At 69.0% G+C, this 26,096-nt stretch carries 23 protein-coding genes and 1 pseudogene; 16 read left to right on the top strand and 8 right to left on the bottom strand.

What is annotated here, in order from left to right:
• The first annotated feature begins 105 nt into the window (after positions 1 to 105).
• Positions 106 to 1,599, top strand: coding sequence for an NAD(P)/FAD-dependent oxidoreductase (locus QZ709_RS19870; RefSeq protein ID WP_294639274.1), 1,494 nt, complete (start codon positions 106 to 108; stop codon positions 1,597 to 1,599).
• A 39-nt stretch (positions 1,600 to 1,638) separates the two neighbouring features.
• Here QZ709_RS19870 and QZ709_RS19865 read toward each other — a convergent pair whose 3' ends face one another.
• Positions 1,639 to 2,391, bottom strand: a complete 753-nt coding sequence (locus QZ709_RS19865; RefSeq protein WP_294639273.1) for a TetR/AcrR family transcriptional regulator — start codon at positions 2,389 to 2,391, stop codon at positions 1,639 to 1,641.
• Positions 2,392 to 2,527: 136 nt separating this feature from the next.
• Here QZ709_RS19865 and QZ709_RS19860 point away from each other — a divergent pair, with 136 nt between their 5' ends.
• Positions 2,528 to 3,175 carry a hypothetical protein gene (locus QZ709_RS19860; RefSeq protein WP_294639272.1) on the top strand — a complete coding sequence of 216 codons (648 nt, stop codon included), beginning with the start codon at positions 2,528 to 2,530 and terminating at the stop codon, positions 3,173 to 3,175.
• A gap of 24 nt (positions 3,176 to 3,199) precedes the next feature.
• Here the strand turns inward: QZ709_RS19860 and QZ709_RS19855 are convergent, their stop codons facing one another.
• From QZ709_RS19855 to QZ709_RS19835, 5 genes are all read right to left on the bottom strand, one after another.
• Complete coding sequence (locus tag QZ709_RS19855; protein ID WP_294639271.1) at positions 3,200 to 3,766, bottom strand: hypothetical protein; 567 nt, start codon at positions 3,764 to 3,766, stop codon at positions 3,200 to 3,202.
• A 204-nt stretch (positions 3,767 to 3,970) separates the two neighbouring features.
• A complete protein-coding gene (locus tag QZ709_RS19850; protein ID WP_294639270.1) occupies positions 3,971 to 5,425 on the bottom strand; it encodes an NAD(P)(+) transhydrogenase (Re/Si-specific) subunit beta in 1,455 nt (484 codons plus the stop codon).
• Positions 5,426 to 5,734 carry an NAD(P) transhydrogenase subunit alpha gene (locus QZ709_RS19845; protein ID WP_109037992.1) on the bottom strand — a complete coding sequence of 103 codons (309 nt, stop codon included), beginning with the start codon at positions 5,732 to 5,734 and terminating at the stop codon, positions 5,426 to 5,428.
• A gap of 49 nt (positions 5,735 to 5,783) precedes the next feature.
• Positions 5,784 to 6,149, bottom strand: a complete 366-nt coding sequence (gene panD, locus QZ709_RS19840; protein ID WP_294639269.1) for an aspartate 1-decarboxylase — start codon at positions 6,147 to 6,149, stop codon at positions 5,784 to 5,786.
• Positions 6,150 to 6,189: 40 nt separating this feature from the next.
• Positions 6,190 to 7,305, bottom strand: coding sequence for a Re/Si-specific NAD(P)(+) transhydrogenase subunit alpha (locus QZ709_RS19835; protein WP_294639268.1), 1,116 nt, complete (start codon positions 7,303 to 7,305; stop codon positions 6,190 to 6,192).
• Between the two features lie 274 nt (positions 7,306 to 7,579).
• Here QZ709_RS19835 and QZ709_RS19830 point away from each other — a divergent pair, with 274 nt between their 5' ends.
• The 5 genes from QZ709_RS19830 to QZ709_RS19810 all read left to right on the top strand — a co-directional run bounded on the left by QZ709_RS19830 (position 7,580) and on the right by QZ709_RS19810 (position 11,545).
• Complete coding sequence (locus QZ709_RS19830; RefSeq protein WP_294639267.1) at positions 7,580 to 8,134, top strand: NUDIX hydrolase; 555 nt, start codon at positions 7,580 to 7,582, stop codon at positions 8,132 to 8,134.
• A gap of 64 nt (positions 8,135 to 8,198) precedes the next feature.
• Positions 8,199 to 9,350, top strand: coding sequence for a tRNA 2-thiouridine(34) synthase MnmA (gene mnmA, locus QZ709_RS19825; protein ID WP_294639411.1), 1,152 nt, complete (start codon positions 8,199 to 8,201; stop codon positions 9,348 to 9,350).
• A gap of 43 nt (positions 9,351 to 9,393) precedes the next feature.
• Positions 9,394 to 9,867, top strand: coding sequence for a putative toxin-antitoxin system toxin component, PIN family (locus QZ709_RS19820; protein ID WP_294639266.1), 474 nt, complete (start codon positions 9,394 to 9,396; stop codon positions 9,865 to 9,867).
• A gap of 6 nt (positions 9,868 to 9,873) precedes the next feature.
• A complete protein-coding gene (locus QZ709_RS19815; protein ID WP_294639265.1) occupies positions 9,874 to 10,452 on the top strand; it encodes a hypothetical protein in 579 nt (192 codons plus the stop codon).
• A gap of 109 nt (positions 10,453 to 10,561) precedes the next feature.
• A complete protein-coding gene (locus QZ709_RS19810; protein ID WP_294639264.1) occupies positions 10,562 to 11,545 on the top strand; it encodes a PaaI family thioesterase in 984 nt (327 codons plus the stop codon).
• A 22-nt stretch (positions 11,546 to 11,567) separates the two neighbouring features.
• On the opposite strand, the gene glpD is transcribed toward QZ709_RS19810, so the two are convergent.
• Positions 11,568 to 13,223, bottom strand: coding sequence for a glycerol-3-phosphate dehydrogenase (gene glpD, locus QZ709_RS19805; protein ID WP_294639263.1), 1,656 nt, complete (start codon positions 13,221 to 13,223; stop codon positions 11,568 to 11,570).
• A gap of 109 nt (positions 13,224 to 13,332) precedes the next feature.
• On the opposite strand from glpD, the gene QZ709_RS19800 reads away from it, so the two are divergent.
• The 4 genes and pseudogenes from QZ709_RS19800 (at position 13,333) to gstA (ending at position 16,343) form a co-directional block, all read left to right on the top strand.
• On the top strand, positions 13,333 to 14,157 hold the full coding sequence (locus QZ709_RS19800) for a DeoR/GlpR family DNA-binding transcription regulator (protein ID WP_294639262.1): 825 nt from the start codon (positions 13,333 to 13,335) through the stop codon (positions 14,155 to 14,157).
• Between the two features lie 19 nt (positions 14,158 to 14,176).
• Positions 14,177 to 14,608, top strand: coding sequence for a PACE efflux transporter (locus tag QZ709_RS19795; RefSeq protein ID WP_294639261.1), 432 nt, complete (start codon positions 14,177 to 14,179; stop codon positions 14,606 to 14,608).
• 184 nt (positions 14,609 to 14,792) lie between these two features.
• A pseudogene (locus QZ709_RS19790) lies at positions 14,793 to 15,602 on the top strand (alpha/beta fold hydrolase); the annotation flags it as partial.
• A gap of 135 nt (positions 15,603 to 15,737) precedes the next feature.
• Entirely contained in the window at positions 15,738 to 16,343 is a 606-nt protein-coding gene (gstA, locus tag QZ709_RS19785) for a glutathione transferase GstA (protein ID WP_294639259.1), read from the top strand.
• A 58-nt stretch (positions 16,344 to 16,401) separates the two neighbouring features.
• On the opposite strand, the gene QZ709_RS19780 is transcribed toward gstA, so the two are convergent.
• Positions 16,402 to 17,064: a DUF502 domain-containing protein gene (locus QZ709_RS19780; RefSeq protein WP_294639258.1), complete on the bottom strand. Its 663-nt coding sequence runs from the start codon at positions 17,062 to 17,064 to the stop codon at positions 16,402 to 16,404.
• A gap of 211 nt (positions 17,065 to 17,275) precedes the next feature.
• On the opposite strand from QZ709_RS19780, the gene leuS reads away from it, so the two are divergent.
• The 5 genes from leuS to QZ709_RS19755 all read left to right on the top strand — a co-directional run bounded on the left by leuS (position 17,276) and on the right by QZ709_RS19755 (position 26,081).
• Positions 17,276 to 20,014: a leucine--tRNA ligase gene (leuS, locus tag QZ709_RS19775; RefSeq protein WP_294639257.1), complete on the top strand. Its 2,739-nt coding sequence runs from the start codon at positions 17,276 to 17,278 to the stop codon at positions 20,012 to 20,014.
• Positions 20,014 to 20,733 carry an LPS assembly lipoprotein LptE gene (gene lptE, locus QZ709_RS19770; RefSeq protein ID WP_294639256.1) on the top strand — a complete coding sequence of 240 codons (720 nt, stop codon included), beginning with the start codon at positions 20,014 to 20,016 and terminating at the stop codon, positions 20,731 to 20,733. The genes leuS and lptE overlap by 1 nt, the downstream gene beginning before the upstream one ends.
• Positions 20,734 to 20,756: 23 nt before the next feature.
• On the top strand, positions 20,757 to 21,827 hold the full coding sequence (gene holA / locus QZ709_RS19765) for a DNA polymerase III subunit delta (protein WP_294639255.1): 1,071 nt from the start codon (positions 20,757 to 20,759) through the stop codon (positions 21,825 to 21,827).
• A gap of 140 nt (positions 21,828 to 21,967) precedes the next feature.
• Positions 21,968 to 23,317 (top strand): condensation domain-containing protein, encoded by a 1,350-nt coding sequence (locus QZ709_RS19760; protein ID WP_294639254.1) that lies wholly within the window; start codon positions 21,968 to 21,970, stop codon positions 23,315 to 23,317.
• Positions 23,318 to 23,657: 340 nt separating this feature from the next.
• Positions 23,658 to 26,081: an EAL domain-containing protein gene (locus QZ709_RS19755; protein WP_294639253.1), complete on the top strand. Its 2,424-nt coding sequence runs from the start codon at positions 23,658 to 23,660 to the stop codon at positions 26,079 to 26,081.
• Positions 26,082 to 26,096: the final 15 nt, after the last annotated feature.

The raw sequence follows: 26,096 nt of genomic DNA, 5'->3' as shown, positions 1-26,096 counted from the left end.
CCAACGGGGGCAGCTGTCGAGCCGGCCCGCACCCTCTTTTCGTTCATGCGGTGGCCGCCGTGCAGCGGCCCTCCCCTCACCGACTCCGTGTCGCAGGAGCCCCGCATGTCCGAACACTTTGACGTCCTGATCGTCGGCGCCGGCCTTTCCGGCATCGGTGCAGCCCGACACCTGCAAAACCACTGCCCCGACAAGACCTACGCCATCCTCGAAGGACGCGACACGCTCGGCGGCACCTGGGATCTGTTCCGCTACCCCGGCATCCGCTCCGACTCGGACATGTACACCCTGGGCTACAACTTCAAGCCCTGGACCGAAAAGCAGGTGATTGCCGACGGGCACCGCATCCGCAACTACATCGCCGAGACCGCCCGCGAGAACCAGATCGACCGCCACATCCGCTTCGGCAGCAAGGTGGTCAAGGCCAGCTGGTCCAGCGAAACCGCCACCTGGACGCTGGACGTTCAGAAGACCTCGGGCGAGACCGTGCAGATGCGCTGCCACTGGCTCATGATGTGCTCGGGCTACTACAACTATGAAGAGGGCTTCACGCCCGAGTTCAAGGGCCGCGAGACCTTCAAGGGCCAGATCATCCACCCGCAGTTCTGGCCTGAAAAGCTGGACTACAGCGGCAAGCGCGTCGTCGTCATCGGCTCGGGTGCCACCGCCATCACGCTGATTCCGTCGATGACGGACAAGGCCGGCCACGTGACCATGCTGCAGCGCACGCCCAGCTACGTGATCTCGGTGCCGCAGTTCGACCCGATGGTGCGCTTTCTGCTGAAGTTCCTGCCCGCCATGACGGTCTACAACATCAGCCGGGCCCGCAACAACTTCATCACCCAGAGCATCTTCAAGCTCTCGCGCCGGTACCCGAACTTCATGCGCAAGCTGCTGCTCAAGCAGGTCAAGGCCCAGGTCGGCCCGAACTTCGACATGAAGCACTTCACGCCGCCCTACAACCCGTGGGACCAGCGTCTGTGCGCCGTCCCCAATGGCGACCTGTTCAAGGCGCTGCGCAAGGGCAAGGCCTCGGTGGTGACCGACCACATCGACCGCTTCGTCGAGAACGGCATCCTGCTGAAGTCGGGCCAGGTGCTCGAGGCCGACATCATCGTCACCGCCACCGGCCTGAACCTGCGCCTGTTCGGCGGCATGAACATCAGCGTCGACGGCCGCGACATCGAAATGAACCAGCACATCTCGTACAAGGGCCTGATGTTCAGCGACATCCCCAACTTCTCGAACACGCTGGGCTACACCAACGCCTCGTGGACGCTGAAGGCCGACCTGATCGCCGAGTACGTCTGCCGCCTGCTCAAGCACATGGACAAGACGGGCACCCGCATCGCCGTGCCCGAGCGCAAGGACCCCAACGTCAGGCCGGCCCCGCTGCTGGACATGACCTCGGGCTACGTGGCGCGCGCAGAGGCCCACCTGCCCAAGGGTGCCGACCGCGCCCCATGGAAGCTCTATCAGAACTACGCGCTCGACATGGACCAGCTGCGCAATGGCCAGCTCGAGGACGGCGTGATGGCCTTCCGCAAGCCCAGCGCCGCAGGGCAGCAAGCAGGCCGCTCCAGCCGCCTGGCCGCCTGACGCCGGCGGATCGCCGGTCCCGCGCCCACCGGCGCGGGCTCAGCGGCCGTGCCCGGAAGGACCCGCCAGGTAGGCACAGACCGCCTGCACGGCGGCCTGCTCCAGCGCATCGACCGCGAACGGCAAGGGCGCCCGGCTGGCGCCGACCCAAGCCGCATGGGCCAGCCCATCGGCCATCTGCAAGGCCACCCAGACCGCCAGAGCCGGCTCCGCCACCCCGAACTGGGCCTCATGGCGCTGCAGCCGCTGCCGCCAGAACGCCCACACCGCGCCGGGCGCCATCAGCGCGCTGGCCTCGCACGGCACCCGACACACCACCCCGTCCGGGTGCGATGGCAGCGTGACCACCAGAGGCCCGTCCTGCTCGAGCCGGTCATGCAAGGTCGGCTCCAGTGCGTGTGCTGCGAACAGGCCCCGCACCAGCGCCTGGACGGCGGTGTCCAGCCGCGTCGGGGCCGCATCGGCCCAGGCTGCAAGCAGCGCCTGCCCCATGGCGCGGGCGTGGCGCTCACGCACCGCCGCCAGCAGCGCCGCCTTGTCAGGGAAATACTGGTAGAGGGCCCCGACGCTGACGCCGGCCTGCGCCGCCACGCTGTTGGTGCTCAGCCCCGCATGGCCGCGCCGCACCAGCACCTCGGCGGTCGCGTTCAACACCTGCTCCGTGAGCCGGCGCGCCCTGGACTGGCGAGGCGCGCGGCGTGCGGGCCGGGCGCGAGGCGGCGCCTCGTCACTCGGAGAGTCGGCGGCGGGCACAGTGGGATCGGGGATGTCGAACGCGTTGAAATCGGGCATGAGGCAAACAGGAAGGCCGCCTCTGGCAGCCCGCCGGGCCCGATTGTCGCAGCCACGTCGCCCTGGCGTGGCACGGATCACGCGCACGCCACCCTCCCTCGGGTGAGTCACCTCCCTGAACCGACCGCGTCGCGGCATGATCGGCCATCCCCTCACACCGACCGACATGCCTGCTCCCCGCCGTCTTCTCGTCCTGGCCTGCGCCGCCCTCCTGCTGAGCGGCTGCGCCGCGCCGCGCGGCCCGGACACCAACAGCAAGCGGGCCAAGGACGCCGACGTCACCACCCGCATGGGCCATGCCGCCATGACGCCCCTGGGTGACCTGAACCTGGTCCGCACCGAGATTCCGGCGGCGCTGCAGGAGGCCGTCGCTGGCCCCTACGCCCTGCCGACGGACGTGACCTGCGTCCACCTGAACGACATGGTGCATGCCCTCGACGATGCACTGGGCCCGGACGTCGACGCACCCCGTGACGGCAGCGATCCGGCGCTGCTGGAGCGCGGCGTCGACATGGCCGAAGACGCCTCGGTGTCGGCCGTGCGCCGGACGGTGGAGGGCTTCGTGCCGTTTCGCAGCTGGCTGCGCAAGCTGTCCGGTGCCGAGCGCCACAGCCGCAAGGTGAGCGCCGCCATCACGGCCGGCGCCATGCGGCGCGCCTACCTCAAGGGCCTGCGCCAGGGTCAGGGCTGCCCCGCCCCCGGCCCGGCAGCACCTGCGCCGTCACCGGCCCCATTGGTCGCACCCGCCGCCATCACCGCGGCCGCATCCCAGCCGGCGCCCTGAACGGGGCCGGACGCTGGGCAGGCATCAGGCGTCCATGCCCAGCGTCCAGGCCACCGAGGCCGCGGCCTCCTCGCCGCGCTGCTCGCGCACCATGTCGATGACACGGCGCGCCGCGGCACGCAAGGCCGGCCCTTCCGAGTCCCGCTCGATCTGCAACACCAGGCGATAGCCCTGGACCAGCCCGAACTGGCTCTTGATCACCCCCTGAAGGCGCTCGTACAGCGCCGCGTCATCGAGGTGGGTCGTGCCGGCCGGCGGGGCCACCGAGACCGGGGCGTCCGCCTCGGCGGCCAGGGCGGCACCGGCACGCGCGGCGGGCTCGGGGCGTTCCGGGCGCTCGGCGCGCAGCGCACGATCCGGCCGCCCTCCCGGGCGCTCCAGTGAGGCCTGATCGGGCGCCGGCTCGATCAGGCCGGCAGCCAGCAAGGCCTCGAGCGCGCCCGCCTCCACCCCATTGACGAGCTGGAGCCAGGCGGCCCCCTCGCGGCTGGGGTCGATGATGAGCAACAGGTTGCGGGTGGGGCGATCCAGCGCGAGCTTGCGCGCCGTGATCTCTGCACGGCCTAGCGCCGTCTTCGTAAAACGTGCCACCGAAGTGGTTCTCCTGAGGGATGCGTACTTCTTGAGCGGCAAAGCATCCCACAAGGCCGGGCGCGGCCGGCTCAGGAAGAACCCGCGACACGACCGCAGCGGGCCTCGCGCTGCGCACCCTGCCACGCCCTCATGAAAAAACCGGGCACAGGGCCCGGTTCCGGCGTCGGCACGGGGCACCGGCAGGCGCCCCCGTACCCAGGGTCACTCCACGGCCTTGACCATGTCCTCGACCACCTTCTTGGCGTCGCCGAACACCATCATGGTCTTGTCCATGTAGAACAGCTCGTTGTCCAGTCCGGCGTAGCCGGAGGCCATCGAACGCTTGTTGACGATGATAGTCTTGGCCTTGTAGGCCTCCAGAATGGGCATGCCGTAGATCGGGCTGCCCTTGACGTGCGCCGCCGGGTTCACCACGTCGTTGGCGCCCAGGATGATGGCCACGTCGGCCTGACCGAACTCGCCGTTGATGTCTTCCATCTCGAAGACCTGGTCGTACGGCACTTCGGCCTCGGCCAGCAGCACGTTCATGTGACCGGGCATCCGGCCCGCCACCGGGTGGATGGCGTACTTCACGCTGATGCCCTTTTCCGTCAGCTTGGCGGCCAGTTCCTTCACGGCGTGCTGCGCGCGGGCCACGGCCAGGCCGTAACCCGGCACGATCACCACGGTCTCGGCATTGCCCAGCACGAAGGCGGCGTCGTCGGCCGAGCCGCTCTTGACGCTGCGCTGCTGCTGCGCGCCCCCCGCGGCGGCCGCGCCGGCGTCGCCACCAAAGCCGCCCAGGATCACGTTGAAGAACGAGCGGTTCATGGCCTTGCACATGATGTAGCTCAGGATCGCGCCCGACGAGCCCACCAGCGAACCGGCAATGATCAGCATCGGGTTGTTCAGCGAGAAGCCGATGCCGGCGGCCGCCCAGCCCGAGTAGCTGTTGAGCATGGACACCACCACCGGCATGTCGGCGCCGCCGATCGGGATGATGATGAGCACGCCCAGGATGAAGCTCAGCACGATCAGCGCAACGAACAGGTCCATGCGCTGCGTGGCCATGAAGCCGCCGATCAGCGCCAGCGCCACCAGGCCCAGCACCAGGTTCAGCATGTGCTGGCCCTTGAAGATGACCGGCGCACCCTGGAACAGGCGGAACTTGTACTTGCCGCTCAGCTTGCCGAACGCGATCACCGAGCCCGAGAAGGTGATGGCGCCGATGGCGGCACCCAGCGCCAGCTCCAGACGGTTGCCCACCGGAATCTCGGCCAGCGCATCGCCAATGGGCTTGGCAGCGATCTGGAAGGCGTAGGGCTCGGCCACCACGGCCACGGCAATGAACACGGCGGCCAGGCCGATCATGCTGTGCATGAACGCGACCAGCTCGGGCATCTTGGTCATCTCGACGCGCTTGGCCATGATGGCGCCGGCGCCGCCGCCGATCACCAGGCCGGCCAGCACGTAGCCGATGCCTTCACCGAAGTTCAGGCTCAGTGCCTGAGCCTGACCGTGGATCAGGCCGATCGTGGTCAGCACGGCGATCGTCATGCCGGTCATGCCGAACACGTTGCCGCGGATCGAGGTGGTGGGATGGCTCAGGCCTTTGAGCGCCTGGATGAAGAACACCGAGGCGACCAGGTACAGCAGGGCGATCAGGTTCATGCCCATTTACTTGCCTCCTGCCTTCTTGTCTTTCTTCTTGAACATCTCGAGCATGCGGCGGGTGACGAGGAAGCCCCCGAACACGTTGACCGCCGCCAGCGCGACGGCCAGCACACCCATGACCTTGCCCAGCGTGGTCACCGTCAGCGCAGCGGCCAGCATGGCGCCCACGATGACGATGGCCGACACGGCGTTGGTCACGGCCATCAGCGGCGTGTGCAGGGCGGGGGTCACGTTCCAGACCACGTGATAGCCCACATAGATGGCCAACACGAAAATGGTCAGGTTGATGACGACGTGGGAAATGGCTTCCATCGCGTTGTCTCCTGGGCAGGGGGAAGTTGAAGAAATCGGGGCGCGCCGATCAGTCGAACTTGCGGATTTCCTTGATCTTGTTGCCGGCGTCCAGCAGCACGACCTTGGGCTTGTAGCTCGCCACCTCGCCCTCGTTCATCGGGGCGTAGGTGCAGATGATGAGCAGGTCGCCCACGGTGGCCTTGCGGGCCGCCGCGCCATTCAGCGAGATCGTGCCCGAGCCACGCGGCGCCTTGATGATGTAAGTGGAAAAGCGCTCGCCGTTGTTGACGTTGTAGAGCTCGATGTACTCGAACTCCTTCATGTCGGCGGCGTCCATCAGGTCTTCATCGATGCCGCACGACCCTTCGTAATCCAGGATGGCTTCGGTGACGGTGGCTCGGTGCAGCTTGGCACGCAGCATGACGCGTTGCATGGTCTTCAATCTCTCGGGAAATGCGCTTGTCGGGAACTGCTCAAGCGCGCAGCAGCTGACCGTCGCGGCACATCAGGCATGCCTTGACGATGTCGTCTTCGAGGTCGACGTGGAACTGGCCTTCCTTGTTGAAGACGAGCTTGAGGAAATCGAGCACGTTGCGCGCGTACAGCGACGACGAGTCGGCGGCCACCAGCGCGGGCAGGTTGGTCTCGCCCACCAGCGTGACGCCGTGCTTGACCACCGTCTTGCCCGCTTCGGTCAGCGGGCAGTTGCCGCCGGCCGGTGCGGCCAGGTCGACGATGACCGAACCCGGCTTCATGGACTTGACCATCTCTTCGGTCACCAGCACGGGGGCGGCGCGGCCGGGGATCAGGGCGGTGGTGATGACGACGTCGGCCTGGGCCACGCGCTTGGCCACTTCGGCCTTCTGGCGGTCCAGCCACGATTGCGGCATCGGGCGGGCGTAACCGCCGACACCTTCGGCGGCTTCCTTCTCTTCGGCCGTTTCGTACGGCACGTCGATGAACTTGGCACCCAGCGACTCGACCTGCTCCTTCACCGAGGGGCGCACGTCCGAGGCTTCGATGACCGCGCCCAGGCGCTTGGCCGTGGCGATGGCCTGCAGACCAGCCACGCCCACGCCCAGGATGACGACGCGGGCGGCCTTGATGGTGCCGGCGGCGGTCATCAGCATCGGGAACAGGCGCTGGTACTTGTCGGCGGCGATCATCACGGCCTTGTAGCCGGCGATGTTGGCCTGCGAGGACAGCACGTCCATGCTCTGCGCACGGGTGGTGCGCGGCGCGGCTTCCAGCGCAAAGGCGGTCAGCTTCGCGTCGGTCAGGGCCTGCAGGCCGTCCTTGTCGAACGGGTTGAGCATGCCGACCAGCACGGCGCCCGGCTTCATCAGCGCGCGCTCTTCGGCCGAGGGGCTGCGCACCTTGAGCACCATGTCGGCACCCAGCGCGCCGGCGGCGTCGGTGATCTCGGCTCCGGCGGCCACATAGGCCTCGTCGGTCACGCTGGCGGCCACGCCGGCGCCCGATTGCACCTTCAGGGTGTGACCCTGGGCCTTCAGTTTCTTGACGGTCTCGGGGGTCACCGCCACGCGGGTCTCACCCGCGAGCGTTTCCAGGGGCACGCCAATCAGCATTCGAGTCTCCTACTGGTCAGACCGCCCGCGGGCACGGACGGCTTCACTGGTCTTTACCAAACGTGTCAGCATACACAAGGTTTGTGGCGCCCAGACGTCCCTGGGCGCCCCGGCGCCGCACGGTCGTTCGATTTTGGGCCGGGAACACCCTCATTCTGGGGACGACTGTTGTCAGTTACAGGGTGTGATGCGCGTCAAACCTCCCGCTCATTCGGTGGGACATCAGGCGGTTTGCCACACGTTTGACACGGGCTTGACGGATAATTCTGCCTCCATGAACACCGCAGACATCCTGGCGGCGGCGCCGCTGTCCGAGCCGGTCCACGCGCCGAAGGTGCGGTGGAAGCCCAACGTCACCGTGGCGGCCGTGATCGAGCACGAGGGTCGCTTCCTGCTGGTCGAGGAAGACACCTCCGACGGGCTGCTGCTGAACAACCCGGCAGGTCACCTCGACCCGGGCGAATCCCCGATTGATGCCTGCGTGCGCGAGGCCCTGGAAGAAACCGGCCGCCGCTTCACGCCAGAGGGCTTCCTGGGCATGTACATGTCCCGCTTCCGGCGCACCCGCACCGGCGAGGACATCACCTACCTGCGCCTGGCCTTCTTCGGTTCGGTCTCGGAAGCCGATCCGCTGCTGGAACTGGACGACGGCATCGTGCGCACCGTGTGGATGACGGCCGACGAGATCCGGGCCTGCCCCGAACGCCACCGCAGCCCGCTGGTGCTCGAGTGCATCGAAGCGTACCTGGCCGGTCAGCGGTATCCTCTCGAGATCCTGACGGTGCACGACAGCGTGTTCCGCGCGCCGGCCCACCACCGCGAGGTCTGACGCCGGGCCCGGCTGGCCTCGCCGTTCTTTTCCTGAATCAGCCGCCCGCGAGGCGGCTGTTGCCATTGGTCATTGCATGAGTTCCAAGCAACGCGTGGTCGTCGGCCTCAGCGGCGGGGTCGATTCCGCTGTCACCGCCTGGCTGTTGAAGCAGCAGGGCCACGAGGTCATCGGCATCTTCATGAAGAACTGGGAAGACGACGACGACAGCGAATACTGCTCGTCGCGCCAGGACTTCCTGGATGCCGCCTCGGTGGCCGACGTGATCGGCATCGAGATCGAGCACGTGAACTTCGCGGCCGACTACAAGGACCGCGTGTTCGCCGAGTTCCTGCGCGAGTACCAGGCCGGGCGCACGCCCAACCCGGATGTGCTGTGCAACGCCGAGATCAAGTTCAAGGCCTTTCTGGACCACGCGATGCGGCTGGGCGCCGAGAAGATCGCCACCGGCCACTACGCGCGGGTGCGGGCCGTGCCGGATGCCGCGTTCGCGCACCAGCAGGGCCTGCGCTATGAACTGCTCAAGGGGCTGGACCCGCTGAAGGACCAGAGTTACTTCCTGCACCGGCTGAACCAGGCGCAGCTGAGCAAGACGATGTTCCCCGTGGGCGAGCTGCCCAAGACCGAGGTGCGCCGCATCGCGGCCGAGATCGGGCTGCCCAACGCCAAGAAGAAGGACTCGACCGGCATCTGCTTCATCGGTGAGCGGCCGTTCCGCGAGTTCCTCAACCGCTATCTGAGCAACACGCCCGGGCCCATCCAGGACGACCGCGGCCGCAAGCTGGGCGAGCACGTGGGCCTGAGCTTCTACACGCTGGGGCAGCGCAAGGGCATCGGCATCGGGGGCGTGAAGGACAAGGGCGCCCCGCGGGGCGGCGGCGAGCACGAGCCCTGGTTCGTGGCGCGCAAGGACCTTGAAAAGAACACGCTGTACGTGGTGCAAGGCCATGACCACCCGTGGCTGCAGCAGCACACGCTGGTGGCCGACGACCTGAGCTGGGTCGACGGCCGCGGGCCGCAAGTCGGCGAGGCCGGCGTGGGCGCCAAGACGCGCTACCGCCAGGCCGACGCACCGTGCGAGGTCACGGACGCCAGCACCAGCCGGATCGCGCTGCGTTTCCCCGAGGCGCAATGGGCGGTCACGCCGGGGCAATCGGCCGTGCTGTACCAGGGCGATGTGTGCCTGGGCGGCGGCGTCATCGCGAGCGCGGCATGAACCGCAGCGCAAGCGCCCGCCCGGGCCTCAGCCGGATCACACGATGAACGGCGCCCCGATCGCCATCCTCGACACCAACGCCCTGCTCGACTGGCGGGTGTTCAAGGACCCGGCCGCCCTGCCCGTGGCCGCGGCGCTGGCCGCCGGCACGCTGCGCTGGCTCGCCACCCCCGCGATGGAAACCGAGTGGCATCACGTGTGGCCGCGCAGCGCCTTTGCCCGCTGGCAGCCCGACCCGGCCTGGACCACCACGGTGTTCGCACACGCCGAGATGGTGGCCGAGCCGCCGCGCGGCCCGCTGCGCTGCAAGGACCCGGATGACCAGGTCTTCATCGACCTGGCCCTGCATGTGGGCGCCACCTGGCTGTTCACCAAGGACGCAGCGCTGCTGAAGCTGGCCTCGCGCGCGCGCAAGCGCACCGGCCTGGAGGTGCTGAGCCTGCAGGACTGGGTCGGCCGGCACGGCGCCTGCCTGCGCCCCGGCATGGCCCCTGTCGTCACCTCGTCCACCGTCTGACCGCCCATGCACCACGCCCCCACCCCGCCCCGTCGTCACCTGCTGCGCCTGGCCACCGTGCTGCCCGCCACCCTGGCGCTGGGGGCCTGCGCCCGCCTGTTCGGGCCGCGTACGGTCGTCATCACACGAGAAGAGCTGCTGAGCAAGCTGGGCAAGCGCTTCCCGACCACACGGCGCCTGCTCAACCTGCTGGACGTGCAGGCCGGCCTGCCCGAGCTGACACTGCAACCCCAGGACAACCGCGTGCTGGCCGCGGTGCCGCTGCAGGCGCGTGACCTGCTGATGGGCCAGGCCTACACGGGCAAGGTGGCCATGAGCTTCGGGCTGCGCTACGAGCCGCAGGACCTGAGCGTGCGGCTGAGCCAGGTGCGCGTGGAAGACATCCAGCTGTCCGGCCTGCCCGCCGCGGCCCGCCACCAGCTGACCCGGCTGGGCGCCTGGTTGGCGGAGGACCGCCTGGAGGATCAGGTGATCCACCAGTTCAAGCCCGAGGACCTGCGCACCGCCGACCGCATGGGCTACGAGGTGAGCGGGCTGCGCGTGACGGACACGGGGCTGGCGATCGACCTGCAGCCGCGGCGCTGACCGGATACGCCAGCCGGGCACACACGGCGCTTACCGGGTCGGAAAGCCGGATTACCTTTTACAAGCCGGCGCGAGAAGTGGGCATGCAGGCTGTGGACAATCTCGGCCCATGGACATCTTTTCGAACAATGGTCGCCTGCAATGGGTGGAGGCGTTCATCAAGGGCATCCCCTATGCCCGGGCCTCCGGCATGTACGTCACCGAAGTCGGCGAAGGCCGGGCCGGCCTCGGTCTGCCGGCACGCGACACCTGGACCGGCGACACCGAACGCGGCCTGATTCACCCGGGTGTGCTCAGCGTGCTGGCAGACACCGCGTGCGGCGTGGCCGTCGGCACCGCGCTGACCGAGATCGAGCCCTTTGCCACGCTGGACCTGCGCATGGACTACCTGCGCCCCGCGCTGGCCAACCAGGAGATCGTCTGCCGCGCCGAGTGCCACCGTGTGTCGCGCAGCGTGGCCTTCGTCCGCGGCGAGCTGTTCCAGCCGGGCCGGGCCGAACCGGTGGCCATGGTGAACGCGACCTTCATGCGCGCCACGGCCAACACCCGGCGCCAGGAACGAGCCGGCTCGGCACCCACCGCCGCGGCGCCCATGAGCCCCGACCAGGCCGCGGCCTCGCTCAGCGCACCGGTGAGCATCGAACCCAGCCAGGTCTTCCAGAGCACCCCGGCCGATCTGCCGGAGACCCTGGCCATCCCGCCGGGCCGCTCGCCCTATGTGGACTTCCTGAACGTGCACCAGCAGCCACAGGTGGACGCAGGCCCGGTGTTCCGACTGCCCTTCAAGCCCGATCTGATCGGCAACCCCATCCTGCCGGCACTGCACGGCGGCGTGCTGGCCGGCTTCGGTGAAACGGGGATGATCCTGCACCTGGTGGCCACCAACCCGGGCCTGCAGGGCGTGCCGCGCGGGGTCGACTTCGCCATCGCCTACCTGCGCTCGGCCAAGCCGGTCGACACCTTCGTGCAGGGCACAACCGTGCGGCAGGGCAACCGCGTGGCCCTGGTCCAGGTCAACATCTGGCAGGATGACCCGCAGCGACCCGTGGCCCAGGCCCGCGGCCACTGCCTGATGCCCCGCGGCGAAGACTGACCCCATGCCGGCACGCCGCGGCTCAGCCCGCCGTGCCGGTCGCGCCGTGCAGCCAGACCATGTCGGCCTGCCCGGTGCCGCAATGCTGGCGCGCGAACCAGTCTGCCAGGGCCTCGCGCTGCGCGGGCGTGGCATGCAGGCCCAGCTTGCTGCGCCACCACAGCACGTCCTCGGCCGTCATCGCCCATTCCTGGCGGCGCAGGTGGTAGAGCTCGGCCTCGAACAGATCGGGCAGCACCTCGGCGCCCAGGTCGCCTCGGCCCCGCACCCCGTCCAGCAGGCGCAGCACCCGGCTGCCATAGGCCCGCGTCCAGCGGCGCAGCAAGGGCAGGTCCAGCCAGGGATGGCGCTGGCGCAGGCGTGACTGGAACGCCAGCATGTCCAGTTCGGGCGACACCCGCTTGTCCAGCAGCTCGCCCAGCAGTCCCCCGGGCAGCGCGGCCTCGGCCGTCCAGGCCAGTCGCCGCTCACCCAGCAGGTCGCCGACCTGGTCAGCCGCCTGCTCCGCCAGCAACCGGAACGACGACAGCGTGCCCCCCCAGACCGTGAGCACGGGTGCAGGGCGCACCTGAGCCTGCAGCAGATGACGGCCCAGGGCACCCTCTTCGCCACGGCGTGAACGCTGCGGCGATCCGCGCAGGCCCGCATAAGCCCACACCACGTCCTCGGGGCGGGGCGGGCGGATCAGGTAACGCCCCACCTCCTCGCAGAGCAAGCCGATGTCCTGCGCAGACGCCGCCACATCCAGGGCGCCTTGGTGAGCGTGCTCGACGGCTCCGATGAGGGTGAAATGCCGCTCATAGGGCAGCGCGAAGACGAAGCGCCCCGACCGCGTATGGAAGACGCAGCCATGGTCCGGGTCGCTGCAACGGGGCACGACCATGTGGGTGCTCCGCTGCCAGCTCCAGCCCGCAGGCTCGCCGTTCTGCAGCGCGCCGGCGGCAGGCGCAAGGCCCAGCACGTCGCCGAGCACACCCGGCGCCCAGGCTCCCGCCGCGTTCACGACGACCCGCGCCTGCACCTGCAGACGCCGCACCACCTGCCCCGCGGCAGGATCGCGTCGGGCCAGCGTGGCCCGCCAGCCCCCTTCTCGCGGCACAGCCTGCTCGCAGCGGGTGCGGGTCAGCACCAGCGCCCCCTGTTCGGCAGCATCGCGGGCGCACAGCACGGCCAGCCGCGTGTCGTCGGCCATCACCTCGGTGTAGACGAACGCGCGGGACCACCCAGGCTGCAGCAGCGCGCCCAGCCGGGATCGGCGCAGCCCCACGGCCTCGCTGGGCGCCAGGCCGCTGTCGGCGGCAAGCTGGTCGTGCCACCACAGGCCCAGGCGGATCAGGGACGCCGTGCGCATGCCGTCGTCGTGCGGCATCACCAGCCGGACTGGCGACAGCAGATGCGGGGCGGCATGCAACAGCCGGTGGCGCTCCAGCAGCGCCCGCTTCACCCCGCCCAGGTCCAGCCGCGCCAGTTCACGCAGGCCCCCATGCACCAGCTTGCCGGTGGCCCCCGACGCGTGGGCAGCCAGGTCGTCCTGTTCACACAGCAGCACCCGCCAGCCGCGCCCCGCCAGGTCGCGTGCAATGGCACAGCCGTGCAGCCCGCCGCCCACCACGAGCACGTCGGCATGGTGGTCCACGGTTTCATCGGGCAGCACGGCGGGCGAAGACAGCATCGACATGATGGGCGGACAGGCAGCGGCGACCCTGCCATTGAACGACAGCCTCAAGCCCCTGGAACGCGCGTTTGTCTTCTTTTGTGTTCGGATCTTTTCGGATACCCTCGGAAAGATGAACGCGGAAAACACAACACATCACACGGAGGAACCGACCACCCGCCCGCAGACACCATGGAGCCCCAATCCCCGGCAGCTTTCTCTGCTGGAAGAGGTGCGGGCGCGCGGTGCGGTGTCGGTGGAGCGTCTGGCACAGCGGCTGGACGTGACGATGCAAACGGTGCGCCGCGATGTGCAGCGGCTCGCGGATGCGGGCCTGCTGCAGCGTTTTCATGGCGGCGTGAGCCTGCCACGGGAACCCGCGCGCATCGGGGCCTGGAAAGAACGCCAGGCCATGCAGGCCGATGCCAAGGCCCGCATCGCGCGCTCCGTCGCGGGGGCCATCCCGGACGGCGCCACCCTGATGCTCGGCGTGGGCACCACGGTCGAGGCCGTGGCCCGCGAGCTGCTCCACAAGCCGGGGCTGACGGTGGTCACCCACAACCTGCACGTGGCCCAGTTGCTCAATGAGCACAGCGACTGCAAGGTGCACGTGGCCGGCGGCACACTGCGCCACCGCGACAGCGCGCTCGAAGGCGACAGCACCGTCGACTTCCTCAAGCAGTTCAAGGTGGACATCGCCATCCAGACCACGCTGGGCATCGACCCGGATGGCAGCCTGCGCGACCGCGACCAGCGCGAACTGCCCGTCAGCCAAGTGATGCTCGCGCAATCGCGCGCGGCCTGGCTGGTGGCCGACGTCAGCAAGTTCAGCCAGACGGCGCTGGCACGCGTGGGCCACCTGCGGCACATGCGGCGTGTGTTCACCGAGGCCCTGCCGCCTCCGCCCTTCGCGCAATTGCTCCAGGACTGGGACGTGGCCCTGACCATCGCGTCCTGACGCCCGCTGGAGACGACCCATGCAGGGCATCAAACGCAAAGTGGTGCACGCCACCCTGTACGAAGCCGTGGCCATCGCCATGCTGGCCGTGATCATGCAACCGATCGCCGGCAAAGGCCTGGGTGACACCGGCCCGTTCGCCATCGCGTGCTCGGTGATCGCCGTGAGCTGGAACCTGGTCTACAACACCCTGTTCGAAGCCTGGGAGCGCCGGCAGGTCGACCGGCGCCGGACCCCGAGGCGGCGCGCGCTGCACGCCATCGGCTTCGAGGGCGGGCTGGTGCTGATGACGCTGCCGCTGATCGCCTGGGCGCTGGACATGGGCTGGTGGGCCGCCCTCCTGGCCGACCTGGGCCTGGTGGCGCTCTTCCTCGTCTACACCTTCTGCTTCAACTGGGTGTTCGACCACGTGTTCGGCCTGCCGGCGTCGGCCCAGCAGGCCGGCCCCTGAGCGGAAGACGCCAGACGTCGTCCAAGCACCCCGGACGTCGTCCGCACGACCTCACACCGGCAAGGAGCCTTTCTAAGATGAAGCTCCCTCTGCTGCGTCCCTGCAGCCCCCGCCCTGCGAGGTCACGTCCATGTCCGCCACCCTCATCCCCCGCGCCCGCCTGGTCGACGGTCCCGACGGCCCGCTGGCCGTGCAGCAATGGGGTTCACCCGGTCGCAGCACCATCGTCTTCATCCACGGCTACCCGGACCACAGCGGCATCTGGGCCCGGATCGCGCCGCTGCTGGCCGATCAGTGGCAGGTCGTGGCCTACGACGTGCGCGGTGCCGGCGCCTCGTTCGTGCCGGCGCGCACGGCCGACTACCAGCTGCCCCGGCTGGTGGCCGATCTGCGCGCGGTGATCGACGCCCTCAGTCCCGACCGGCCGGTCCACCTCGTGGCCCACGACTGGGGCTCGATCCAGGGCTGGGAGGCCGTGACCGATCCCACCCTGCGCGGCCGCATCGCCTCGTACACCAGCTGTTCCGGCCCTTGTCTCGATCATGCCGGCCACTGGATGCGCGACCGGCTCCGCCGCCCCACCCCACACAACCTGGGCCAGTACCTGATGCAGGGACTGCGCTCGTGGTACATCGGCTTCTTCCACCTGCCCCTGCTGCCCACGGTGATGTGGCACACCGTGCTGGGGCCGCACTGGGCGCGCTGGCTGAAGTGGCTGGAACGCACGCCGGCCGAGCCGCGCCCCGGGCAGACCGCCGACGGCGTGCGCGGCATGCGGCTGTACCGCGCCAACATGCTGCCCCGGCTGCTGGGGCCGGGCGACCGCCACGCGCACGCCCCGGTGCAGGTCATCGTGCCGCTGCGCGACCGCTTTGTCGGCCCGGCCTTGAGCGACCCGGCCCACCTGGCACGCTGGGTGCCGCAGTTGCACCGGGTCGAGGTGGACGCCGGCCACTGGCTGCCGCTGCAGCAGCCCGCGCTGTTTGCCCGGCTGGTGCGGGGCTATGTGCGCCGCATCGAGCGGCAACAGCGGCAGGCGGCGCCCTACCGCGCAAAGGCCTGACGTACCCACGGGGATAGCGCGCCCGGCACACAATCCCGGCTGCTTTCTTCCCCTGAGGGGCCGTCCTTGAAACTGTACTTCTCCCCCGGCGTCTGTTCGCTGTCGCCCCACATCGTGCTGGAAGAGTCCGGCCCGGCATACAACACCGAGCAGGTCGACCTGCGCACCAAGATCACGGCCACCGGCGCCGATTACAGCGCGGTCAACCCCAAGGGCTACGTGCCGGCCCTGGAGCTGGACAACGGCGTGCTGCTGACCGAAGGGCCGGCCATCATCCAGTTCCTGGCCGACCAGGTGCCCGACCGGCAGCTGGCCCCCGCCAACGGCACCCTGGCGCGCTACCAGCTGCAGCGCTGGCTGACCTTCATCGGCACCGAGCTCCACAAGAGCTTCACGCCCTTCTTCAAGCCCGACTCGACGCCCGACATGAAGGCCGCCGCCCAGGCCAACCTGAAACAACGCCTGGGTTACGTCAACACCGAGCTGGCCGGCCGCGAATACCTGCTGCCCGAAGGCTACAGCGTGGCCGACATCTACCTGTTCGTGGTGCTGAGCTGGGCCCGGGTCATCAAGCTCGACCTCACGCCCTGGCCCCAGCTGCAGGCCTTCCAGGCCCGTGTGGGCGCACGCCCGGCGGTGCAGCGCACCTTGAAGGCCGAAGGGCTGGCCTGACCCGCAGCCGCCGCCCGTCGCTCCGGGCGGTCGTCAGGGCGTAGGGCCAGATGGCGGCTCAACCCACCGTCTGGCTGCGCCCGAGGTGCTGTCCCGACGTCACCCCCATCGACACGTAGATGCTGGTGACCGCCTCCATGCCGACGTCCGCCGGCACGACGCAAGCCTGCGGCACATAGAGCAGGCCGCCCCCCACCGGCACCGGGGCCGTGGGCACGATCACCGCCACATAGGGCAGACCGTCGAGCGTCACCGGCTCGGGCGTGGACAGCAAGCCCAGCACCTTGACGCCACCCGGCCCGCCGAAGGTGACCCAGACGGCACTCATGGACTTGAGCCCATCCTCGTCGCGCTGCCCGAGGATGTCGACGAACCGGTGGACGAGATCGTAGACGTTGCGCACCAGCGGAATGCGCCCGAGCACCAGGTTGACCACACGGGCCAGGCCGGCCTGCAGCTGTGCCTCGACCAGCAGACCCAGGGCATAGATGGCCCCCGCGATGATGAGCACGCCCAGGGCGTATCCCACCCACCGGGATTCGGAGAGGCCCAGGCCCAACTGGACAAACACCCCGCCGATCAGGCTCTGCGGCCCCAGCCACCCGTAGAGCCACTGCGCCAGCCAGGTGAAGATCAGCACCGTGGCCAGCATGGGCAGGGCCGCCAGCATGCCGGACAGAAAGGTGCGCGTGAAATGGCGAACGGGGGCGGCTTGGGTCATGGTGAAACGGACATCCAACGGGTGACACCGGGCCGCGGCATTATGGCGGTCCGGCACCGCGCCGGAAACCACCACAAACCGGCCCGCCCGGACCAAACCGCCTTCCTATAATCCAGGGTTCGCTTCCGTTCGGGCTGGCCCCGCTGCCGTGCCCGGCCCGCTCCCGCTTCGCGGTGGCCCACCGCCCCAGATTCCCGTCGTTCCGCCCCCCATGAGCACCAACGAAACCCAGACCTACGACCCGCGTGCCATCGAAGCGCGTGCCCAACAGCACTGGGCTCAGCCGCTGTGGAACGGTCACGACGCCTACCGGGTGACCGAAGACACGTCGAAGAAGGCCTTCTACGCCTGCTCGATGCTGCCCTACCCCTCGGGCAAGCTGCACATGGGCCACGTGCGCAACTACACGATCAACGACATGCTCACGCGCTACCTGCGCATGAACGGTCACAACGTGCTGATGCCCATGGGCTGGGACGCCTTCGGTCTGCCGGCCGAGAACGCCGCGCTCAAGAACAAGGTGCCGCCCGCCGCCTGGACGTACGACAACATCGCCTACATGAAGAAGCAGATGAAGGCGATGGGGCTGGCGATCGACTGGTCGCGCGAGATCGCCACCTGCCAGCCCGAGTACTACAAGTGGAACCAGTGGCTGTTCATCAAGATGCTGGAAGCCGGCATCTGCGAACGCCGCACCCAGACCGTCAACTGGGACCCGGTCGACCAGACCGTGCTGGCCAACGAGCAGGTGATCGACGGCCGCGGCTGGCGTTCGGGCGCGCTGGTGGAAAAGCGCGAGATCCCCGGCTATTACCTGAACATCACGAAGTACGCCGACGAGCTCCTGAGCGCGGTGGCCAACCCCGAGGAAAAGAACTACCTCGCCGGCTGGCCCGAGCGCGTGCGCCTGATGCAGGAAAACTGGATCGGCAAGAGCGAAGGCGTGCGCTTTGCGTTTGCGCATGACATCAAAGGCACTGACGGCGCCCTGATCAACAACGGTCAGCTGTGGGTCTTCACCACGCGCGCCGACACCATCATGGGCGTGACCTTCTGCGCCGTGGCAGCCGAGCACCCGCTGGCCCTGCACGCCGCCGCAAGCAAGCCCGAAGTGCAGGCATTCATCGACGAGTGCAAGACCGGTGGCACCACCGAGGCCGAGCTGGCCACGCAAGAGAAGAAGGGCGTGCCCACCGGCCTGTTCGTCACCCACCCGATCACCGGCCAGCAGGTCGAGGTCTGGGTCGGCAACTACGTGCTGATGTCCTATGGCGACGGCGCCGTGATGGGCGTGCCCGCGCACGACGAGCGCGACTTCGCCTTTGCCAAGAAGTACGGCATTGCGATCCAGCAGGTCATCGCCGTGGACGGCGAGACCTTCTCGACCGAAGCCTGGCAAGAGTGGTACGGCGACAAGCTCAAGGGCGTGTGCGTCAACTCGGGTGAGCTGAATGGCCTGACCCACAAAGAGGCCGTCAACAAGGTCGCCGAGATCCTGATCGCGAAGGGCGTGGGCGAGAAGAAGACCACCTGGCGCCTGCGCGACTGGGGCATCAGCCGCCAGCGCTACTGGGGCACCCCAATCCCCATCATCCACTGCGCCGACTGCGGCCCGGTGCCGGTGCCCGAAAAGGACCTGCCCGTGCGCCTGCCCGAAGACGTGGTGCCCGATGGCAGCGGCAACCCGCTGAAGTCGCGCCCCGACTTCCTGAACGTGGGCTGCCCGAAGTGCGGCAAGCCCGCCCAGCGCGAAACCGACACGATGGACACCTTCGTGGACTCGAGCTGGTACTTCCTGCGCTACACCTGTGCCGACAACCACGGCGCCATGGTCGATGCCCGCACCGACTACTGGATGGCCGATGGCGGCATGGACCAGTACATCGGCGGCATCGAGCACGCCATCCTGCACCTGCTGTACGCGCGCTTCTGGACCAAGGTCATGCGCGACCTCGGCCTGATCAAGGTGGACGAGCCCTTCAAGAAGCTGCTCACGCAGGGCATGGTGCTCAACCACATCTACTCGCGCCGCACCGCCAAGGGCGGCAAGGAGTACTTCTGGCCCCATGACGTCGAGCACGTGTTCGACGACGCCGGCAAGGTGGTGGGTGCCAAGCTCATCAACGAAGTCGACAGCGCCGACGGCAAGCTGCCGGTCGGCACCGCCATCGACTACGAAGGCGTGGGCACGATGTCGAAGTCGAAGAACAACGGCATCGACCCGCAGCAGCTGATCGAGAAGTACGGCGCCGACACCGCCCGCCTGTACACCATGTTCACCGCGCCGCCCGAGCTGACGCTGGAGTGGAACGACGCCGCCGTGGAAGGCAGCTACCGCTTCCTGCGCCGCGTGTGGAACTTCGGCGTGAAGCTGCGCAACCTCGACTTCGCCAGCGCCCTGCCCGTGGCCGACGGCGCCAACCGGATGGCCGACGTGGCCTTCGGCAAGGACGCCAAGGCCCTGCGCCTGGAGATCCACACCGTGCTCAAGCAGGTGGACTACGACTACCAGCGCATGCAGTACAACACCGTGGTCTCCGGTGCGATGAAGATGCTCAACGCGCTGGAAGGCTTCAAGGGCGGCGACACCGCCGACGGCCAGATCGCGCTGATCGAGGGCCTCGGCATCCTGGTGCGCGTGCTGTACCCGGCCACACCGCACCTGGCGCACGCGCTCTGGAGCGAGCTGGGCTACGCCGCACAACTGGGCGACCTGCTGGACACGCCCTGGCCCAAGGTCGACGCCGCCGCCCTGGTGCAGGACGAGATCGAGCTGATGCTGCAGGTCAACGGCAAGCTGCGCGGCTCCATCAAGGTCAGCCCGCAGGCCGACAAGGCCACCATCGAGGCGGCCGCCCTGGCCAGCGAAGACTTCGCCAAGTTTGCCGAAGGCAAGCCGGCGAAGAAGGTCATCGTGGTGCCGGGCCGCCTGGTCAACGTGGTGGTCTGATGAAACGCGATACGGCTGCGGCGCCAGCCGCCCCCTTCGACCGCCCAGCCCGACAGGCGCTGCCGCACGCAGACCGTCGCCGCTGGCTGGCTCACACCCTGAGCCTGAGCCTGGCTGGTCTCGCCCTCTCGGGTTGCGGCTTCCGCATGCGCGGCCAGTACGGCATGGCCTTCCAGACCATCCAGCTCACCGGCTTCGCGCCGACCTCGCAGCTGGCGACCGAACTGGCCCGCGCACTCGAGAACACCGGCGTGCGGGTGGTGGGCAGCTCGCTCGAAGCGACCCGGCAGGCGTCCAGCACCAGCGTGCCGACCAGCCACCTCGTGTTCGAGGCCCTGAGCGACACGCGCGACATGGTGGTCAGCTCGACCACCCGCTATGGCCAGGTGCGCGGCATGACCGCGCGCATCAAGCTGCGCTTTCAGGTGCGACGGGGTGACGGCACCGTGCTCGTGCCCCCCAGCGACATCTCGATGTCCAACGACCTGACCTACAACGAGAAGGACGCGCTGGCCAAGCAGGACGAGTCGGCGGCGCTGCAGCGCGCCATGCAGACCGACATCGTCAACCAGGTGCTGCGGCGCCTGTCGGCCATCACGCCGGCCGACCTGCCCTCGCCGCCCCAGCCGGATGCGGCACCGGCCGTGATCGACCTGGAAGCCGAGCCGGATCGCCGCGTGCCGACGCCCCGGGCCCCAGCCCGCGACAGCGCGCGCTGAGCCGCCGGCTGCCCCGCTGCGCCATGCAACTGCGCCACGACCAGCTCGCCAGCCACCTGCAGAAATGCGGTGGCACGCTCAAGCCCGTCTACACCCTGTACGGCGACGAGCCCCTGCTGGTGCAGGAAGCCGGGGACGCCATCCGCGCCGCGGCCCGGGCCGCTGGCCACACCGAGCGCCAGGTCCACACGGTGGCGGGCGCACACTTCGACTGGTCGGGGCTGCTGGGTGCGGCCAGCGAGATGTCGCTGTTCGGCGACCGCCAGTTCATCGAGGTGCGCATTCCCTCGGGCAAGCCCGGCAAGGACGGCTCGCAGGCGCTGCAGCAGTACTGCGACACCGCGGCTGGCAACGACGCCGTCGTCACCCTGGTGACGCTGCCCCGGCTGGACAAGACCCAGCAGAGCAGCGCCTGGTTCTCGGCGCTCGATGGCATCGGGGTCACGCTGCGGTGCGACCCGATCGAGCGGGCCCAGCTGCCCGTGTGGATCGCGCAGCGACTGGCCGCCCAGGGCCAGCAGGTCGAACCCGGTGAGGCCGGGCAGCGCACGCTGGCCTTTTTCGCCGACCGCGTCGAGGGCAACCTGCTGGCTGCCCACCAGGAGATCGTCAAGCTCGGCCTGCTGCACCCGCCCGGCGTGCTGACCATCGAACAGATCGAAGAGGCCGTGGTCGACGTGGCCCGCTTCAACGTGTTCAAACTCAGCGAGGCCGTGCTGTCCGGCCAGCTGCAGCGCACGCTGCGCATGATCGACGGCCTGCAGGCCGAGGGCGAAGCCGCCGTGCTGGTGCACTGGGCCCTGGCCGAAGACATCCTCGCGCTGTACCGCGCCCGCCAGGCGCTCGACGGGGGCAAGCCACTGCCCATGGTGCTGCGCGAGCAGCGCGTGTGGGGCCCGCGCGAGCGCCTGTTCGAACGCATCCTGCCCAAAGCCCGTCTGGGCACGCTGGCCCGCCTGGTGGCCAACGCCAGCATCGTCGACGGCATCGTCAAAGGCCTGCGGCACCCGCAGTGGCCGGAAGACCCGTGGGACGCCCTGCGCCGTCTGGCTCAGCAGCTGAGCAAGGTGGTGGCCACGCCCGCGCGGGTCTGAGCCACACGCCCCGACGCCCCCCTCAAGCCCGGGGTGTCGGACAAGGAAACCCCTCAGAGGCCCGGGGGAACCGGCTGGCTACAGTGGATCGCACCGCGTCAAACGCGGAACCGACAGACCGCGATCCAGGATGTACCGCCGTGAGCCATGCCGACGACCTTCAGGCCTTGAACCGCTCCGAACACCTTTACTGGGCGTGCGAGGGCTACCTGGGCTCCATCCACCAGCCCTATGTGCTGCGCTTCCAGGGCCCGCTGGAGGCCGCCACGGTGCGCCAGGCGCTGCGGGAGCTGACCAGCGCCTGCCCCCGTCTGCGCGGCGTGGTCGAGCCCACGCGGTTCAGCCACGCGCTGCGCATCCTGCCTGACGACGCCCACATCGACGCCCTGCTCGACGATGCCTTCCAGGTGCAGGGCGATGTGGACCCGACCTCGCGCACGGCCCTCCAGGCCTGGCACACCCGGCTGCTGAACGACCCGATGCCCATGGAGCGCGGGCTGCCCTGGCGCGCCCGGCTGCTGCCCCACCCCACGCAGCCGGTACTGGCGTTTTCGGCACACCACATCATCGGAGACGGCCGCTCGATGGTGCAGTTCATCGCGGCCTTGGTCGCCCGGCTCAACGGCCAGCCCATTGCCGCCATGCCGCTGCAGAGCGCGTCGATGGCGCCGGCCGTGCGGCCCAAGGCCTGGTGGCACTGGCCCGGCAGCATCGCGCGGTTCCTCAAACAGGCCCGCGCCGACGCCCGCGAGCGTGCCGGCACACGCGTGCTGACGCTGGCGCGCCGGTCCTCGCCACGCTTCACCACGAGCACCGTGCACCACCACGCCCTGAGCGTGCCGGCCGATGCCCTCAAGGCGCTGGCCAAGGCCCAGGGCACCACCGTCAACACGCTGCTGCTGGCCCTGGTGGCCGAGGTCTTTCTGGAAGACGCCGCGGGCGACCCCAAGGCCCGGGCCGCCATCCGCCTGTCGGTCGACCTGCGTCGCCACTTCCCGGCCGGGCAGTCCCCCGAGATCGGCAACCATGTCCATTCCTTCGTCGTGCATGGGCGGCCTCAACCCGACCTGACCGCACAGATCGCCGACCTCGACACCCAGGTCAGACAGCAGCTGGCCCGCTACGAGCGCCGCGACCACGCCCTGCCGCTGACCGTGTACGAGTGGCTGCCGCTGATGGGTCGACGCCTCTACAGCCACCTCATCGTGCAGGCCAAGCGGCGCCAGCGCTTTGCCCCGGTCAGCTGCCACCTGACCAACCTCGGGCCAGCGGAATTCATCAATCCGAAGGACGCGACCCTGCGCGTCACCGAGTTCTGGCCCGCCACCGTCAGCACCGCCCTGCTCATCGGGGCGCTGAGCCTGCAAGGCCGTCAGCTGCTCACGGTGATCCACCAGAACGACGAGGTCGATCCGGCCGACGTGCGCCGCTTCCTGGGGCGGCTCGACGAGAAGCTGCAGCAGACGATTCCGGAGCGCGCTGCGGCGTGAGCTTTGGCACGAACAGGGCCGGTTTGCACGCCTTGTTACGGGTCTTGCCGATGTCAAGGATGGACGACGATGACCGATAACACGAGAGCGACTCAACGCAAACCCGCCCCGCCGCATCATGGTCACCCGCAATCCCAGTCCACCTCTGCCGCCCGGTACCGCCCAAAGCCGTGCCCCGCATGGTGCGGACGTCCCGGTGCCGGCCCCCACCGACCACGCCGGCCACTGGCTGGACCAGGCCATGGCCATCTGGGTTCGCCACGACACACAGCGCCCCATGCCTCCGCCCGGCCGACGCGGAGGTGGCCGCACGTCCTGAACGTCGTCGGTCTCGCCCCTCATGCGCACCTTTCTTGCCCACAGCCTGCAGGCGCGCATCGTCGTGGTCTTTCTCGGTCTCCTCCTGGTCATCCAGGGAGGAACCTGGTGGTTCATCCGCTACCACATTGAAGGCATCGCGCGCAGCCAGATCCTCGCCGACCTGCAGACGGGCGAGCGGGTGCTGCAACGCCTGCTCGAACAGAACAACGTCAACCTCAGCCAGGCCACCCGGGTCCTCGCCTCGGATTTCGGGTTCCGCGCGGCCATTGCCAGCGGAGATGCGGCCACGGTCCAGTCCGCGCTGGACAACAGCGCCGGACGGGTGGACGCTGCCATGGCCGCCTACACCGACGCCGACTTTCGGCTCGTCGCCGCCACCGATCCGCGGGGCGCCCGGTTCGTACAGGCCATGGCGCACTATGCACGCCGGGGACACGAAGGCCGCACACAGGCTCACCTGTTCGAGGTCATCGACGGCCTGCCCTATCAGATCGTGGCCGTGCCGGTGAAGGCCACCGGCGTCATCGGCTGGGTGGGAATGGCCTTCGCGGTAGGCGAGAGTCTGCTGCAGGACCTGCGCAGCCTGTCCGGGCTGGATGCGGCACTCATGCAGGCCCAGCCGGGCACCCAGTGGCACACCATGCTGTCCACCCGTCCGCAGAACGAGTGGGCTCAGCTGGGCGCGTCATGGCGGCCCGATCGCCAGGACTTCGACCCGCAACGCGGCGAACGCCATCACGCGGTCTTCCTGAGCGGCACCGAGCTCGACACCCGCGCCGTGGCCCTTCCCGGCAGCGAGGGCCATCCCCCCGTCACGGCCTTGTTGCTGCGCTCCGTCGACGAGGCCCTCGCCCCGCATCGGGCCCTGCAGCGCATCCTGCTGGTCCTGTCGCTGCTGGGCGTGGTGGTGTTTGCCGTGGGCAGCGCCATCACGGCCCGCTACATCACGACCCCGCTGCGCCTGCTGTCACGCTCGGCGCGCCGACTGGAGGAGGGCGACTACGACACCACCGTGGCCCTGCCCAGCCACGACGAGATCGGTGAACTCGCGCAGTCGTTCGAAACGATGCGCGTGGCCCTGCAGACACGCGCCCGCGAAGTCCGGCGCCTGGCCTACGAAGACCCGCTGACCGACCTGCCGAACCGGGCGCAATTCCGCCTGGATCTGCGCGCGGCCCTGCTGGCACGGGCGGGCGGCACGGCGCCCTGTGCCGTGCTGATGCTCGACCTCGATCGCTTCAAGCACGTCAACGACGTGCTGGGCCACCGCGTGGGTGACCGTCTGCTGCGGGCGGTGGCCGATCGGCTGCGCCATGCCATGCCAGCCACGCCCGGCGCCGTGCTCGCCCGGCTGGGCGGCGACGAGTTCGCCATCCTGCTGCCCGAGACCGGCGCCGCCGAGGCCCATTCAGTGGCGCAGGCCCTGCTCGGCACGCTCGAAATGCCGGTGGCCCTGGACGATCACCGGATCGACCTGGGTGCCGGCATCGGCCTGGTGGTCGCGCCGGATCACGGCGAGGACGCCGACGTGCTGCTGGCCCGGGCCGAGGTCGCGATGTACGCTGCCAAGCAGAAGCAGGCGGGGGTGATCGCCTACCACGCCGGGCTGGACTCCGGCAGCGAGGCCTCGCTGACCCTGCTGGGCGAGCTGCGTCATGCCGTCGACCACCATCAGCTGCGACTGTTCCTGCAGCCGAAGATCGACCTGCGCACCGGCCAGGTCGTGGGCGCCGAAGCCCTGATGCGCTGGGAGCACCCCGAGCGCGGCATGGTGCCGCCGATGCGCTTCATCCCCTTTGCCGAACAGACCGGCTTCATCCGAGTGCTCAGCATGTGGGTGCTGGCTGAGGTGGCGCGCTTCAGCCAGACCCTGGCCGAGCACGGGCTGGCCCTGAAGCTGGCCGTCAACCTCTCCACCCGCGACCTGATGGACCAGGACCTGCCGGCCAAGGTCGAGACCCTGTTGCAGCGCCACGCCACCGACCCGTCGCGGCTGGTGCTCGAGATCACCGAAAGCGCGATCATGGACGATCCGCAGCGCGCCCTGGGCACGCTCGAGCGCCTGCACCAGATGGGCCTGAAGCTGTCGATCGACGACTTCGGCACGGGTTACTCGTCGCTGGCCTACCTCAAGCGCCTGCCAGTCGATGAGCTCAAGATCGACAAGTCCTTCGTCATGAACATGGAAAACGACGTGCAGGACGCCAAGATCGTGCGCTCGACCATCGACCTGGCCCACAACCTGGGCCTGCGGGTGGTGGCCGAAGGCCTGGAGAGCGCCCAGTCCTGGAAGATCCTGGAGGGCCTGGCCTGCGACGAGGCCCAGGGCTACTTCATCGCCAAACCCATGCCAGCCGGCGACTTTCTGTCCTGGCTAGGGCACTGGACGCCGCCGGACATCCGGCATGAACCGCTGCACACCGAGTTCGCCGCCATGTTGTGAGCGGCCCCCGGCACC

This window comes from uncultured Aquabacterium sp., assembly GCF_913773725.1.
Classification (GTDB): domain Bacteria; phylum Pseudomonadota; class Gammaproteobacteria; order Burkholderiales; family Burkholderiaceae_C; genus Aquabacterium.
The sequence above is the reverse complement of the archived record's forward strand: the minus strand, read 5'-3'. Positions and strand labels throughout refer to the sequence as shown.

What these genes read in the sequence shown, in the direction of transcription:
- QZ709_RS19810 (WP_294639264.1), top strand. Translation starts at nt 10,562, where the DNA reads ATGGACATCTTTTCGAACAATGGTCGCCTGCAATGGGTGGAGGCGTTC.
- QZ709_RS19865 (WP_294639273.1), bottom strand. Translation starts at nt 2,391, where the DNA reads ATGCCCGATTTCAACGCGTTCGACATCCCCGATCCCACTGTGCCCGCC.
- lptE (WP_294639256.1), top strand. Translation starts at nt 20,014, where the DNA reads ATGAAACGCGATACGGCTGCGGCGCCAGCCGCCCCCTTCGACCGCCCA.
- QZ709_RS19860 (WP_294639272.1), top strand. Translation starts at nt 2,528, where the DNA reads ATGATCGGCCATCCCCTCACACCGACCGACATGCCTGCTCCCCGCCGT.
- QZ709_RS19815 (WP_294639265.1), top strand. Translation starts at nt 9,874, where the DNA reads ATGCACCACGCCCCCACCCCGCCCCGTCGTCACCTGCTGCGCCTGGCC.
- QZ709_RS19835 (WP_294639268.1), bottom strand. Translation starts at nt 7,305, where the DNA reads ATGCTGATTGGCGTGCCCCTGGAAACGCTCGCGGGTGAGACCCGCGTG.
- QZ709_RS19795 (WP_294639261.1), top strand. Translation starts at nt 14,177, where the DNA reads ATGCAGGGCATCAAACGCAAAGTGGTGCACGCCACCCTGTACGAAGCC.
- QZ709_RS19800 (WP_294639262.1), top strand. Translation starts at nt 13,333, where the DNA reads ATGAACGCGGAAAACACAACACATCACACGGAGGAACCGACCACCCGC.
- QZ709_RS19850 (WP_294639270.1), bottom strand. Translation starts at nt 5,425, where the DNA reads ATGGGCATGAACCTGATCGCCCTGCTGTACCTGGTCGCCTCGGTGTTC.
- QZ709_RS19845 (WP_109037992.1), bottom strand. Translation starts at nt 5,734, where the DNA reads ATGGAAGCCATTTCCCACGTCGTCATCAACCTGACCATTTTCGTGTTG.
- QZ709_RS19780 (WP_294639258.1), bottom strand. Translation starts at nt 17,064, where the DNA reads ATGACCCAAGCCGCCCCCGTTCGCCATTTCACGCGCACCTTTCTGTCC.
- QZ709_RS19870 (WP_294639274.1), top strand. Translation starts at nt 106, where the DNA reads ATGTCCGAACACTTTGACGTCCTGATCGTCGGCGCCGGCCTTTCCGGC.
- leuS (WP_294639257.1), top strand. Translation starts at nt 17,276, where the DNA reads ATGAGCACCAACGAAACCCAGACCTACGACCCGCGTGCCATCGAAGCG.
- glpD (WP_294639263.1), bottom strand. Translation starts at nt 13,223, where the DNA reads ATGTCGATGCTGTCTTCGCCCGCCGTGCTGCCCGATGAAACCGTGGAC.
- QZ709_RS19755 (WP_294639253.1), top strand. Translation starts at nt 23,658, where the DNA reads ATGCGCACCTTTCTTGCCCACAGCCTGCAGGCGCGCATCGTCGTGGTC.
- holA (WP_294639255.1), top strand. Translation starts at nt 20,757, where the DNA reads ATGCAACTGCGCCACGACCAGCTCGCCAGCCACCTGCAGAAATGCGGT.
- QZ709_RS19820 (WP_294639266.1), top strand. Translation starts at nt 9,394, where the DNA reads ATGAACGGCGCCCCGATCGCCATCCTCGACACCAACGCCCTGCTCGAC.
- panD (WP_294639269.1), bottom strand. Translation starts at nt 6,149, where the DNA reads ATGCAACGCGTCATGCTGCGTGCCAAGCTGCACCGAGCCACCGTCACC.
- QZ709_RS19830 (WP_294639267.1), top strand. Translation starts at nt 7,580, where the DNA reads ATGAACACCGCAGACATCCTGGCGGCGGCGCCGCTGTCCGAGCCGGTC.